This is a genomic window from Larkinella punicea, assembly GCF_003334855.1.
Lineage (GTDB): Bacteria > Bacteroidota > Bacteroidia > Cytophagales > Spirosomataceae > Larkinella > Larkinella punicea.
In genome coordinates this window covers 201600-215964 of the sequence record NZ_QOWE01000012.1, presented here as the reverse complement: position 1 = coordinate 215964, position 14365 = coordinate 201600, and the positions used below count along the sequence as shown (strand labels likewise).

General features: G+C 54.6%; 9 protein-coding genes. 8 read left to right on the top strand and 1 reads right to left on the bottom strand.

Annotation, left to right across the window (positions count from 1 at the left end):
- Window positions 1–187 precede the first annotated feature (187 nt).
- Window positions 188–2833 carry an ATP-dependent chaperone ClpB gene (gene clpB, locus DUE52_RS16245; RefSeq protein ID WP_114407076.1) on the top strand — a complete coding sequence of 882 codons (2646 nt, stop codon included), beginning with the start codon at window positions 188–190 and terminating at the stop codon, window positions 2831–2833.
- A 551-nt stretch (window positions 2834–3384) separates the two neighbouring features.
- Here clpB and tnpA read toward each other — a convergent pair.
- On the bottom strand, window positions 3385–3846 hold the full coding sequence (gene tnpA / locus DUE52_RS16240; protein ID WP_114407075.1) for an IS200/IS605 family transposase: 462 nt from the start codon (window positions 3844–3846) through the stop codon (window positions 3385–3387).
- A 150-nt stretch (window positions 3847–3996) separates the two neighbouring features.
- On the opposite strand from tnpA, the gene DUE52_RS16235 reads away from it, so the two are divergent.
- From DUE52_RS16235 to DUE52_RS16205, 7 genes are all read left to right on the top strand, one after another.
- Window positions 3997–4677, top strand: a complete 681-nt coding sequence (locus DUE52_RS16235) for an RNA polymerase sigma-70 factor (protein WP_114407074.1) — start codon at window positions 3997–3999, stop codon at window positions 4675–4677.
- A gap of 22 nt (window positions 4678–4699) precedes the next feature.
- Window positions 4700–5719, top strand: coding sequence for a FecR family protein (locus tag DUE52_RS16230; protein WP_114407073.1), 1020 nt, complete (start codon window positions 4700–4702; stop codon window positions 5717–5719).
- On the top strand, window positions 5716–9192 hold the full coding sequence (locus tag DUE52_RS16225) for a SusC/RagA family TonB-linked outer membrane protein (RefSeq protein ID WP_114407072.1): 3477 nt from the start codon (window positions 5716–5718) through the stop codon (window positions 9190–9192). The genes DUE52_RS16230 and DUE52_RS16225 overlap by 4 nt, the downstream gene beginning before the upstream one ends.
- A 4-nt stretch (window positions 9193–9196) precedes the next feature.
- A complete protein-coding gene (locus tag DUE52_RS16220; protein ID WP_114407071.1) occupies window positions 9197–10627 on the top strand; it encodes a RagB/SusD family nutrient uptake outer membrane protein in 1431 nt (476 codons plus the stop codon).
- Window positions 10628–10887: 260 nt separating this feature from the next.
- Window positions 10888–11610 carry an SGNH/GDSL hydrolase family protein gene (locus DUE52_RS16215; RefSeq protein WP_114407070.1) on the top strand — a complete coding sequence of 241 codons (723 nt, stop codon included), beginning with the start codon at window positions 10888–10890 and terminating at the stop codon, window positions 11608–11610.
- A 100-nt stretch (window positions 11611–11710) separates the two neighbouring features.
- Window positions 11711–13342 carry an FAD-dependent oxidoreductase gene (locus DUE52_RS16210; protein ID WP_114407103.1) on the top strand — a complete coding sequence of 544 codons (1632 nt, stop codon included), beginning with the start codon at window positions 11711–11713 and terminating at the stop codon, window positions 13340–13342.
- Window positions 13343–13706: 364 nt separating this feature from the next.
- Window positions 13707–14357, top strand: a complete 651-nt coding sequence (locus DUE52_RS16205) for a response regulator (protein ID WP_114407069.1) — start codon at window positions 13707–13709, stop codon at window positions 14355–14357.
- Window positions 14358–14365 lie beyond the last annotated feature (8 nt).

Below are 14365 nucleotides of genomic sequence, written 5' to 3'. Positions count from 1 at the left end.
TCGGCTTCTTTTTAACTCCGTTTATTTGTAAAGTGTCAAAATGACAAAATAGAGCCTCTTTTTTATCAAATCTCCGCCAAATTGTCCGAAAAACCCGGCTGGCCTGCTCTTTGATAAATAGATAACAGCAACGAAAACGCAAACCGGACAGGAACTGTTAGTCCGGTAAAGCGTTTAACCCACAACCATGAACTTAACAAATTACACCATCAAAGCGCAGGAGGTCATCCAGCAGGCGGCCCAGATTGCGCAGGGAAATCAACAGCAGTCGGTCGAAACCGGCCACGTGCTGAAAGCGATTATCGACGAAGATCCCAATACGATGGGGTTTCTGTCGAAAAAAACCGGCGTTAATTCCAGCCAACTGACGCTGGCCCTGGACGCCATTGTGAACGGGTACCCGAAAGTGTCGGTCGGCGCGCAGGGAACCCCCAATATTTACCTCGGAAACGACCTGAATTCAGCTTTGCAACGAGCGACCAAACTATTGAAAGAGTTTGGCGATGAGTACGTTAGCATCGAGCTGATTCTGTTGGGACTTTCGGGGGGCAAAGACGCCGTGGCGACGCTTTTGAAAGATGTCGGGTTCACTGAAAAAGTACTGAAAGAAGCCATTAAAGAATTACGCGGAAAAAATAATCCTGTGAAAGATCCCAATGCCGAAGCAAAATACCGCTCCCTGGAACGGTATAGTATCAACCTGAATGAACGGGCTGAAAAGGGGAAAATTGACCCCGTGATTGGCCGTGACGAAGAAATTCGCCGGTTGCTGCAAATCCTGAGCCGCCGGACGAAAAACAACCCAATGCTGATCGGTGAACCGGGCGTCGGAAAAACCGCCATTGTCGAAGGGCTGGCCCAGCGGATTGTGCAGGGCGACGTTCCCGAAAACCTGAAATCAAAAATCATCGTATCGCTCGACATGGGTTTGCTCGTGGCGGGTGCGAAATACAAGGGCGAATTTGAAGAACGGCTGAAGGCGGTTATCAAGGAAGTGACGGATTCCGAGGGCGAAATCGTGCTGTTCATCGACGAGATTCACACCCTGATCGGTGCGGGTGCTGGCGGAGGAGATGGCGCGATGGATGCGGCCAACCTGCTGAAACCGGCCCTGGCGCGGGGCGAATTGCACGCCATCGGCGCTACGACGCTGAAAGAATACCAGAAATACATTGAAAAAGATAAAGCCCTTGAGCGCCGGTTCCAGACGGTTCTGGTGGATGAACCGGATGTGAAGGATGCGATTTCAATTTTGCGCGGAATCAAGGAAAAATACGAATTGCACCACGGTGTTCGGATCAAAGACGACGCGGTGATTGCCGCCGTCGAACTCTCGAACCGCTACATTTCCGACCGGTTTTTGCCCGACAAAGCCATTGACCTGATGGACGAAGCGGCTGCCAAAATGCGGCTGGAAATCGACTCGGTGCCGGAAGAACTGGACGAACTGAACCGCCGGATCATGCAGTTGGAAATTGAACGGGAAGCCATTCGGCGGGAATCCGACCGCGACAAGGAAAGCGTTCTGAACCGGCAAATTGAAGACCTCAACGAGCTGCGGAACAGCATGAAAGCGCGCTGGGAAGTGGAGAAACAATCGGTAAACGAAGTCCGGACGTTGAAAGAACAACTCGATCAACTGAAGTCGGAAGCCGAGCAGGCCGAACGATCGGGTGATTACGGCAAGGTGGCCGAGATTCGCTACGGTCGTCTGCCTGAAATGCAAAACCGCCTGGATGAGCTGGTTAAAACGGAAGGCGACGGCCAGAACCTGTTGCAGGAGGAAGTGACGGCCGACGACATTGCGGAGGTGGTGGCCAAATGGACGGGCATTCCGGTGAGCCGAATGATGGAGTCGGAACGGGAAAAACTGCTGCACCTGGAAGACGAGCTGGCGAAAAGGGTGGCGGGTCAGGAAGAAGCCATTCAGGCGGTGGCCGATGCCGTTCGCCGGAGCCGCGCCGGGATGCAGGACCCCAAACGGCCACTGGGTTCATTCATTTTTCTGGGAACGACTGGCGTCGGGAAAACCGAGCTGGCGAAGGCCCTGGCCGATTATCTGTTCAACGACGAGAACTCGCTGGTGCGGATCGACATGTCGGAGTTTCAGGAACGCCACGCCGTCAGCCGTTTGATTGGCGCACCTCCGGGCTACATCGGCTACGATGAAGGCGGTCAGTTGACCGAAGCCGTCCGCCGGAAACCGTACAGCGTCATTCTGCTGGATGAGATCGAAAAAGCGCACCCCGACGTGTTCAACATCCTGTTGCAGGTGCTGGACGACGGCCGGTTGACCGACAGCAAAGGCCGGGTCGCCAGCTTCAAGAACACGATTGTGATCATGACGTCGAACATCGGGAGCCACATCATCCGCGAGCGGTTTGCGCAAATAGAGGACTGGAACCGGGAGCAGATCATTGAAGATACCAAAGACGAAGTATTTGAATTGCTGAAACAAACGCTGCGCCCCGAGTTTCTGAACCGGATCGACGAACTGGTGATGTTCCAGCCACTGACCAAGCGTGAAACCCGCAAGATTGTGGGCCTGCAATTCAAGCACATTCAGGACCGGCTGGCGGAACAGGGCATTACCATCGAAGCCGATCAGGAAGTGCTCGACAAGCTCGCGGAAGAAGGTTTCGACCCGCAGTTTGGCGCCCGTCCGCTGAAACGCGTGATGCAACGGCGCATCTTGAACGCCCTCTCGAAGGAGATTCTGGCAGGCCGGATTCAGAAAAACGCCGTCGTCGGCATGATGATGAACGAAGGCGAAAACGGCAAAGAAGATATTCTGTTTTACAACCTCGATAAAGTGATTCCGGCGTTGGACTAACGCGCGGGGAATGGATTGGAAACGCCCGGCTGATGAAGTCGGGCGTTTTTTGTTTCAGATTGGTTTGTCAACGTAAATTCAGCAATGATTGATCATAATCCAGTGCCGGTCGCGTTGGCGACGAAATGTTTGTTGATAGCAGCAGGGCAAGTTGGTTCGGTCGCTACGCGACCGGAGATTTCGGGGAGATGGTTCGTTTTCTACAAACATTGGGTCGCTACGCGACCGCGGATATACCGAGATGATCGGGTTGCTACAAACATTGGGTCGCTAACGCGACGGGGGTCGGGGCGTTTGGATGATCGGTCGCGTTAGCGACCCAATGTTTGTAGAAGAAGCCCTGCCCCGCCAGAACTGAGTCGCGTAGCGACGAAACCATTTTTTGCTGATGTGTTGGCCCGATTGGTTCGGTCGCTACGCGACCGGAGATTTCGGGGAGATGGTTTTCTACAAACATTGGGTCGCTACGCGACCGTGGACATGTTGAGACGATCGGGTTGCTACAAACATTTCGTCGCTAACGCGACGGGAAAATTACCATCTCATTAATTTTATTCTACCGCTTTGAAAATATACCGCGCGTCGAAAGGTACATTGAACTTTTGCAGGAAGGTGGTATACTCTTCCAGAAACGTCATCGTACGGTGATGCTCTTCCTGATTTTTAATGTAACGCACCACACGGTCGATTTGAGATTGTCCGTACGAAAAAGCGCCGTAACCCGACTGCCACTCGAAACGGCCTTTCGTTAAACGCTGATCATTCATCCATTTGGAAGAATCCCCTTTCAGGTCTTGCAGGAGCGCCGAAATCGCCTGGTTCGGATTCAGACCCAAAAAAACATGAACGTGATCGGGCATTCCATTGATCGCAAGGATTTTATGCCCCTGATTCTGGACAATCCCGGTCATATAGCGATACAGATCTTCTTTCGATTCGACCCGAATCAGGCCATGACGGTGTTTGACCGCAAAAACCGTCTGGATGTAGAGCTGGGTGTAGGTGTTCGGCATAGCCATCAATAATATTAGGTATTAGACGGCGGCAGAACGCGTATCGTCACCTTGTATGGACTCTTTTTTGCATTTTAAGCATAAAAAATAAAAATCGATTGGGGGATTTTTGGTACTAACTTGTCTTCACTGTACCAGACCCTTTGATCGATGCCAGCCAACGCGTTTCCATTCCGGCCCTCTCCTGACCCAATCCCCGGCGGCCCACCGCCCCTGCTCAGGAGCGATGTCGTACCTCCGGTTCCGGTGAGTGCCGACAGCGAGTTGTTCATCCGCAATGCCTTTGCTACCGACCCGAAACTCGGTTGTGAACTGCTCTTTCGCCAGTATTTCGCGCCCCTGTGCAGCCACGCCATCCGGTTTGTCTACGACCGGCAGGTGGCCGAAGATGTGGTCGCGGATCTGTTCTATACCTTCTACCAGAAAGAACTCTACAAACAGATCAAGGGCTCGTACCGGGCGTATCTCTACCAGGCCGTGCGCAACCGGGCCTACAACAGCCTGCGGTGGGAACTGAGCCGCCAGGAACCCCTTCCCGACGACCTCGACCAGCCCGATCAGGACGCCATGCAGCCCGACCGGTTGTTGCAACAGGACGAACTGTACCGCGCCCTCGAACAGGCCGTTCAGCAACTGTCGCCCCAGCGGCAACGCGTGTTTTTGTTGAGCCGGTTCGAAGGAAAATCCTACAAGGAAATTGCCAGCGAGATGACGCTTTCCCCGAAAACCGTCGAAAACCACTTGCTACAGGCCATTTCAACGGTTCGGCAATTTCTCCGAAACCAGAAACTGATTAGCTATGGGCTGCTTCTGCTGACGGTTTTCGCGTAGCCTCAACGATATACACCTCATCATGGAACCTACCAAAGAATTGTTGTTTACGTACTTTGCCGGTCAGGCCACGTCGGTCCAGCAGAAAGTGATCGGCGAATGGCTGACGCGCCCGACCAGCCGGGAAACGTATTTTCAGTGGCTGGACGAATGGGAGCGGAGCTTTCCGCAGTACGCCCCCGATTTCGCCCATCACCTCGACCAGTTCCGGCAACGGCTCGACAATCCGGACGAAACACCGGCGCGGTTGATCCGACCGCTGCCGCAGGAACCCCGCCCGTTCTGGCATCCGGGCCGCTGGCTGATCGCGGCTTCTCTCACGTTCATCCTGCTGGCTGGTGGCTGGTTTTTTCGGGAACCTCTTTTCTACCAGACCATTACGACCAACGCCTACCAACTCCGTTCGCTGAGCCTGCCCGATGGCTCCACGGTGGCCCTCAACAGCAACTCGTCCCTGCAACTGCCCCGGATGGGCTACGGCTGGTTTTCCCGGCGGGTAGCCCTGAAAGGCGATGCGGTTTTTGACGTAAAGCACCTTTCCACGCACCAACCCTTTGTCGTTCAGGCAACTGATGGCCTGGAGGTAGAGGTGTTGGGGACGGAGTTTTCGGTACGAAGCCGGGCCGCCCACGCCGAAGTGGTGTTAAAGCGGGGGAAAGTCAACCTCCACTATAAAACCGCCAATCAACCGGCGCAAAACCTGCTGATGAAACCCGGCGACTGGGCGCGGCTCGACGAAAAAGGGGCCTTAAGCTTGCAGCAGCAGGCCGACACCAACCGCTTTGCCCATTGGCGCTACCGGTTGTTTAGTTTCAACAATACCTCCCTGCGCGAGGTGGTGCGCCAGATTCGGGCGGTTTTTGGTGTCAATGCGCAGCTTGCCGATCCGGCCCTCGCCCGCCGAACGCTGACGGGAACGATCCGCGCCGGTTCCTCCGACGAACTGGCCGAGGCACTTGCCGAATTGCTGGACCTGAAACTCAGCCACCGCGACCAGAATCTCATTTTTTCAACCCCTACCGAAATCCCAATTACCCAATGAGAAAAGCAATACCGCTTGCACTGGCCACTGGCTGGTTGCTCAGTGTCGGTTATGGCCACGCCGTAGCGCAGACGCTGGCTTTCGTTCGAACATCCCAGCAGACCGACCACGCCCAGTCCGGGAAAACCACGCCCACAATTGGGGTGAGCCAGCCGCTGAAAAACACTCTGTTGCAATTGAAGGACTATTACGGCGTCGATATTTTATTCGAAGAATCGGTCGTGGCGCGTCACCTGAGCCCGGCTGAACCGCTCAACCTCAATGCCCGACTGGAAACCAATCTCAATCTTTTGTTGAAGAAATACGGGATGCGGTTTAAAAAACTGCGCTCCGGGGCGTATCTGATTATGCCGCCCAAAAACGAGCGGTCAACGATCAGTGTACCCGTTGCCGCCACATCCGCTACCGCCGGAACCGGCCCCGTTTCGCTGGATGGCCTGATGAGTCTGTCGACCATTCAACCGATTGAAACGACTCGGGCCGATGTGCGGATAACCGGACGGGTCACGAGCGAAACCGGCGAAGGGCTGCCCGGCGTCAGTGTGGTGGTGAAAGGTACCTCACGCGGAACGACGACCGATGTTCAGGGTCGTTATCAACTGAGCATTCCCGACGACGCTACCGCGCTGGTTTACAGCTTTGTGGGTTACGTGAGTCAGGAGCAGTTGGTGCAAAACCGCTCCGTGATCGATATTCAACTGGTGCCGGATACGAAATCGCTGAATGAGGTGGTGGTGGTCGGCTACGGTCAGGTCAGGAAGAGCGATCTGACGGGGGCCGTGGCAACGGTTCCGGTGGAAGAAATTCGCAAAGTGGCCGTCACGTCGCTCGATCAGGCGTTGCAGGGCCGGGCGGCTGGCGTCCAGATTACCCAGAACTCGGGCGCACCGGGCGGCTCGACCAGCATCCGCATCCGGGGTGGCAACTCGATTCAGGGCGACAACGAGCCGCTGTATGTCATCGACGGTATTCCCTTCAAAAACGATGGAGCCAATTCCGGGTCGAGTTTCAACGTGCTCAGTACGCTCAACCCCAGCGACATCGAGTCGATTTCGGTGCTGAAAGATGCGTCTTCCACGGCCATTTACGGGTCGCGGGGCGCGAACGGTGTGGTGATCATCACGACGAAACGGGGAAAGGCCGGCAAATCGACCATCACCTTCGATACCTATTACGGAATTCAGAATGTACGCCGGAAATACCCGGTTATGAACGGGCGGGAATACGCCCAGTTTGTCAACGACGCCAACACGAACGAAGGCCGTCCGGCGGTGTATACCCCCGCGCAGGTCGACGCGTTTGGCGAAGGCACCGACTGGCAGGATGAGATTTTCCGGCAGGCCCCGATTGCCAACTACCAGCTTTCGATCAGCGGAGGAGATGAAAAAACGCAGTATGCCATTGCGGGCGGTTATTTCAAACAAAATGGCGTGATTGTCAATTCGGATTTCGACCGGTATTCGTTTCGGGTCAATCTGGACCGCAAGCTGACCAATAAAATCAAAATCGGCAACAGTCTGACCGTCAACCGCACCGTGACCAACCAGGCCCGCTCGGACGGCGATTTGGGCAGTGCCGGTCTGGTGACGATGGCCGCCCTCCAGTTTCCGCCCATTCTGCCAGTCCGGAACGCCGACGGTTCCTATCTGCTGACGAATCCGGCACTGGTTTTTACTGCCGACAACCCGGTTGCACTGGCCCGTGACAACAAAAACCGCAATACTGCCTACCGCGTTTTTGGGAGTGTTTTCGGTGATTACCAGATCATTGACGGACTGAGCCTGCGCGTGTCGCTGGGGATTGACGGGATTTTGCAAAAACAGGATTCGTATCTGCCCCGCTCGGTTTCGAGTGGTCTGGCTCAGGGTGGCTCGGCTGCGATCTTTAACTCACAGGCCATTACGTGGCTCAACGAAAACCTGCTGACCTACACCCGCACTTTCAACAACGACCACAACGTAACGGCCCTGATCGGCTATACGCAGCAGGCCAGCCGGACGGAAGCCAACCGGGCGCAGGCGCGTAATTTTGTGAACGACAACCTGGGTTCGAGTAACCTGGCCTCCGGTTCCGTGCCGTTGACGCCCGAATCGAGCATCGGCACCTGGGGGTTGCAATCCTACCTGGCGCGGTTGAATTACGGCTACAAAGACAAATACCTGCTGACGGCTTCGTTCCGGACCGACGGTTCTTCCCGGTTTGGCGCGAACAACCGATTTGGCTATTTCCCCTCGGCGGCCCTGGCCTGGCGGGTTTCGGAGGAAGCCTTTCTGAAGAACAATGCGGTGGTCAGTGATCTGAAGCTTCGAATGACCTACGGTACAACCGGCAACCAGGACGGGATTGGCAACTATCCGTCGTATTCGCTGCTGGGAACCCAGAACTACGTGCTCGGGAATACGGTTTCGACGGGACTGGGACCGAACCAGATTGCCAACCCGGATCTGTCGTGGGAAACCACGTCGCAGGCTGATGTGGGCGTAGACGTCGGTTTGCTGAATGACCGCATTACCCTGACCGCCGATGCCTACCTGAAACGGACAAAAGACCTGTTGCTGAATGTAACGGTTCCGAGTACGTCGGGTTTTTCGAGTGCCATTAAAAACCTCGGGAAAGTAGAGAACAAGGGGATCGAACTCAGTATCTCGTCGCGCAATCTGGTGGGGGCCTTCAAATGGAATACCGATTTTAACTTTGCCCTCAACCGCAACAAGGTGCTCGACATTGGCGGGGCACCCCAGATTTTTGCCGGGAGTGTCGCCAACATTGGCCAGGGCCTGAATTCCGGGATCATTCGGGTGGGCGAACCCCTGGGATCTTTCTTCGGCTACGTGACCAACGGCCTGTACCAAACCACGGATGAACTGACCGCCCTGGCCGATCCGCAGGCCCGAAAACCGGGTGATCGCAAATACCTGGATCTGAACGGCGATAAAAAAATCGACGACAACGACCGGACGATCATTGGCCGGGCGCAGCCCAAGTTTATCGGCGGAATCAGCAACACGTTCTCGTACAAGGGCTTGGAACTGACGGCCTTCTTTCAGGGCGTTTACGGAAACAGCATTTTGAATGCCAACCGCTATGAACTGGAATACCTGAACGCCACCAGCAACCAGAGCCGGGATATGCTGAACCGCTGGACGCCCACCAACACCAATACCGACATCCCACGGGCTTCGACCACCCGACCCGCCAACCGCGTGTCGACCCGGCAAATTGAAGATGGGTCGTACCTGCGGCTGAAGAATATTCAACTGGCGTACAATTTACCGGCATCGGTGCTCAAGGGGCTGAAAATCCAGTCGGTACGGGTGTATGCAACGGCGCAGAACTACCTGACCTGGACCAACTATTCGGGGTATGATCCGGAAGTAAACCGATTTGGTCAGGACAGCCGGAGCCAGGGCTTCGACTACGCCAGCTACCCCGCAGCCAAAACCCTTCTATTCGGACTTAACGTAGGATTTTAACACTATGAAAAAACACCTAATCCTTCTCTGCCTGATCGGCCTGATGACGTCCTGTGAAGTGCTGGACCAGAAGCCCGAATCGAATTTTACGCCCGCGAATTTTTATAAAAACGCCGACGATGCCAAAGCCGCCGTCAGTGCGGTGTATGACCCGCTGAATACCCAGAACCTGTATGCTCAGGTGATGTGGATTTTGCAGGATCAGGCCACCGACGATGCCGAGTGGGGCAATGGCCGCTCCACCGCAAACCAGCCGAAAAACGACCTCGACAAATACACGTTTACCCCGGCCACCAACACGTTTCAGGCGATTTGGTCGACGGTCTATTCCGCCATCAACCGGGCCAACGCGGTCATCATCCGCCTACCGGCCATTCCGATGGATGAAGCCCTGAAAGCCCGCTACATGGCCGAAGCGAAGTTTATGCGCGGTTTTTATTACTTCACGCTGGTCCGGCTGTTCGGGGGCGTGCCGATCATGACCACTGAAACCACCTCGCTGAATGACCTGAGCGTGGCGCGGGCGTCGGTAGATGAGGTCTATACGCTGATCGTTCAGGATTTTACGGAAGCCGAAACCGTATTGCCGGCATCCTACACCGGAGCAGATCGGGGCCGGGCGACGAAAGGAGCCGCAACCGCCTTTCTGGCGAAAGTGTATCTGACCCGTCAGGACTGGGCGAAGGCTGCCGCCAAGGCGAAAGAGGTAATCGATTCGGGTCAATACGATTTGTGGGCCAACTTTGCCGAGGCCTTTCTGATCGCCAACAAAAACGGCAAAGAAGCCGTCTTCGAAGTGCAGGCCCTGAGTGGTGGTTTTGGAGAAGGCAGTTGGATGCAGGGCTACATGCGCCCCAATTTTGACCGCGTCAACGGCGTAGCTGGTTTTGGCGATGACCCCGCCACCGAAAATCTGTACAAAGCCTACCGCGACGATGACAAACGCCGGAATGTTACCCTGAGACTTTATTCGGCCACCAGCACCCCGGCGGCCCCGGCCAGCGTCCTGTTTCCGTGTTACGTCTACAAATACCTGGACCCGGCTGCCACCAGCAACTCGGATGGCGGGAATAATTATCCGATCATTCGTTACCCGGATGTGCTGCTGATGTATGCCGAAGCACTGAACGAGCTGGGTGCCAACAACGCCGAGGCTTATGCCGCCATCAACCGCATTCGCAACCGGGCCGGTTTACCCAATCTGACCCCGAACCTGACGCAGGCCCAGTTTCGGGACAGTGTGTTGCTGGAGCGACGGCTGGAACTGGCGTTTGAAGGCCACCGCTGGTATGACCTGTCCCGGACGAAACGCCTGATCAGTGCCATGAAAGCCCAGAACCCGACGATTACCGTGGCCGAACACCATTATCTGTTCCCCATTCCCCAAACGGAACGCGATGTTAACCCCCGGCTGGAGCAGAATCCGGGGTATTGATTTTACGGTTTACGGTATACGGTTTTCGGTTTACAGTTGAAAATCAATAGTTAATAATGTAGGACTTACGTCTGATAATTCATTGCACTTTCGCTTTTTGCCCCTAAATCCCCTAAAGGGGACTTGGACACAGCCTAATCCGGATGCTAAAAGTCCCCTTTAGGGGATTTAGGGGCAAAAAGCGAAAGTGCTATAATGAAGAGGGGGATGAAAAAAAACGCGTCAGCCACCGTAAACTGAAAACCGTAAACTTCTAAATCATGCAGCGTCGAACGTTTTTGCAAAGTACCCTGGTCGTGGCCCCTTTTCTCGGCAAGTCATTGTCTGACAGCAGTGCGTCAAAAACCGCTGAATCCAATCCGGTGGTGATCAACGCGGGGGTTGGCGGGAATAATACCGTCGATTTGCTGGCCCGGATCGAGAAGGATTGCCTGGCGCAGCGGCCCGAGCTGACCATTCTGATGGCCGGAACCAACGACGTGAACAGCAAAAAGTTCCTTCCATTGCCCACTTATGAGCAAAACATGCGGACGATCTGTTCCAAATTGCTCGCAATCCGGAGTCAGGTCGCGCTCATGACGATTCTGCCGGTGTATGAACCGTACCTGATGACCCGTCATGATCCGGCATTTTACCAGCCCCAGGGACATACTGCGCGAAAAAAGGCGATGAATGACGTCATTCGGAAAGTAGCTTCGGACAACAAACTGCCTTTGCTGGATATGCACCATATTTTTGAAACCGTAGGGAACATTGGTCTGGAAGCGAACAGCTTGCTGAAAAACGAAGCCAACAGCAACAAAACCGATGGTATTCATCCCACTGCGGAGGGTTATCGGACGATGGCCGTGGCCCTTTACACGTTTCTGGTGCAGCGTCAATTGGTGAAAAACCGCATCGTCTGCTTCGGTGACAGCATTACCCACGGCGATGGCGACGGTAAAAACTATCCGGCTTATCTTCAAAAACTAGTGGCAGCCTGAGTGCTGCCTTTCCTGAATCACTATGACTTTGTACAACCCGTTCGCTTCTGAATTCTTAAAAAAAGGGTCGGTCACCGGCCTTGTGTTGGGTTTGCTCCTGATGCTGCCCGGTTATCGAACGTCCACCATTGAACCGGCCGCAACCCGAAAAGCGGTGGTGCGGCAGGCCGATGTGATCATTTATGGCGGCACGTCGGCGGCCGTCACGGCGGCTGTGCAGGTCAAAAAGATGGGCAAATCGGTCATCATCGTGTCGCCGGACAAACACCTGGGCGGTTTGTCGTCGGGGGGGCTGGGCTTCACCGATACGGGCAACAAGGAGGTTATCGGCGGACTCTCCCGCGAGTTCTACCAGCGGCTTTATCAGCACTACCAGAAAGACGCTTCGTGGACCTGGCAGAAACGGTCGGAATACGGCAACAAAGGACAGGGGACGCCCGCGCTCGACGGCACCAACCGCACCATGTGGATTTTTGAACCGCACGCAGCCGAGCAGGTTTTTGAGGACTTTGTCAGGGAAAATAAACTGACGGTGTACCGCAACGAATGGCTGGACCGGTCGGCGAAAGGCGTTCAGAAGCAGGCGGGGGCCATCACCTCGTTTAAAACGCTGAGCGGTACGGTTTATCAGGGAAAAGTGTTCATCGATGCCACCTACGAAGGCGATTTGATGGCGGCAGCGGGCGTGAAATACCACGTCGGCCGGGAAGCGAACAGTGTCTACAACGAAACGCACAACGGCGTGCAGGTCGGCGTTTTTCAGCACGGCCACTATTTTAAGAAAAATGTGAGTCCCTACAAGGTTGAAGGTGACCCTAAAAGCGGTTTATTGCCCGAAATATCGGCGGAAGAACCAGGCGCAAACGGCACCGGCGACCACAAAATTCAGGCGTATTGTTTCCGGATGTGCCTGAGCAATCACCCCGAAAACCGCATTCCGTTCCCAAAACCCGCGGGCTACGATCCCAGTCGCTACGAACTTCTGGCCCGCGTGTTTGCCACGGGCTGGCGCGAAACATTTGATAAATACGACCCCATTCCGAACCGCAAAACCGATACCAACAACCACGGGCCGTTCAGCACCGACTACATCGGAAAAAACTACGACTATCCCGAAGCCACCTACGAACGGCGCAAAGAGATTATCCGCGACCACGAACTGTACCAGAAAGGATTGCTGTATTACATGCAGAACGACCCGAAAATTCCGGCGGATGTTCACCAGGCCATGCAGCAGTGGGGTTTGCCCAAAGATGAATTCAAGGACAACGGGAACTGGCCGCACCAGTTGTATATCCGGGAAGCCCGGCGGATGCTGGGCGAATTTGTCATGAAGGAGGTCGACGCGCTGGGCAAAACCGTCGTGCCGAATCCGGTGGGCATGGGTTCCTACGCGCTGGACGCCCACAATTCGCAGCGGTTTGTCAAAAAAGACGGTTTTGTTCAGAACGAAGGCGACATCGGCGTTCATCCGGACAAACCGTATTCGATTGCCTACGGGTCGATTGTGCCGAAAGAAGACGAATGCAAAAATCTGCTGGTGCCGGTTTGCGTATCGAGTTCACACATTGCCTACGGTTCCATCCGGATGGAACCGGTCTTCATGATTCTGGGACAATCGGCTGCCACGGCCGCCGTGCTGGCCATCGATGGCAAGACAACCGTTCAGAAAGTGCCGTATGCGAAACTGAAAGAGGTGTTGCTCAAGGACAAACAGCGGCTGACGTTGTAGGGGGAAGGGAATTTTAAATTTCAAATGTAAAATGATGAATGATAAATGTAAAAGTGCCGGACTGGCATCCCCTTTTACATTTACCATTCATCATTTTAGGATTTTCGCTTTCTGCCCCTAAATCCCCTAAAGGGGACTTGGACGCGGCTTAGTCCGGATGCTAAAAGTCCCCTTTAGGGGATTTAGGGCAGAAAGCGAAATAGTGATAGAATTATCAGACGTAAGTCCTACATTTTACAATTAACATTCTTTACAGTAAAAACCAACGTAGCTAAGTGGTTTTACATCAGCACGATACCTTGCTATTCTCCAAATCCTCTTTATCTTTGAAAGACCCGCGAGATTCACCCTGACTCTGTTGCCTATGACCCCCATACGTCTACTCTTAACGGATGATCACGAAATTATTTTAGACAGTCTCTCCCTGCTGCTGACCCGCATCGAAGGGGTGGAAGTGGTTGGTACCCTGAACGACAGCCGGGATGTAATGGGTTTTCTGGGGGATCATGAGGTCGATATTGTGTTATCGGACATGAACATGCCGCACCTCGACGGGATTAATCTGACGCTGAAAATCCGCCAGCAGTTTCCCCGGATTAAAGTGCTGATGCTGACGGTTTCGGAAGATGCCGACAGCATTCGGGAAGCCTTCCGGGCCGGTATATCGGGCTACGTGATGAAAAAAGCCGGGAAAGCCGAACTGGAGAAAGCCGTGAAAACCGTGGCCCGTGGGGAGAAATATTTCTCGGAATCGGTCATGACCCAGTTGGTGGCGTTGCCGGTCAGCCCGGTTCGTGTGCTGGACGAAGCCCCCGCGCCCCTGTCGCCCCTGACCGACCGCGAACTTGAGGTCATCCGACTGGTGGCACAGGAGCTTTCCACCAACGCCATCGCCGAAAAGCTGTTCATCAGCCCCGGAACGGTCGAGACGCACCGCCACAACATTCTCAGGAAACTGGCCGTCAAAAATTCAATTGGCATCATCAAATACGCCGTCCGGCACGGGTTGCTGTAACGCCAGGG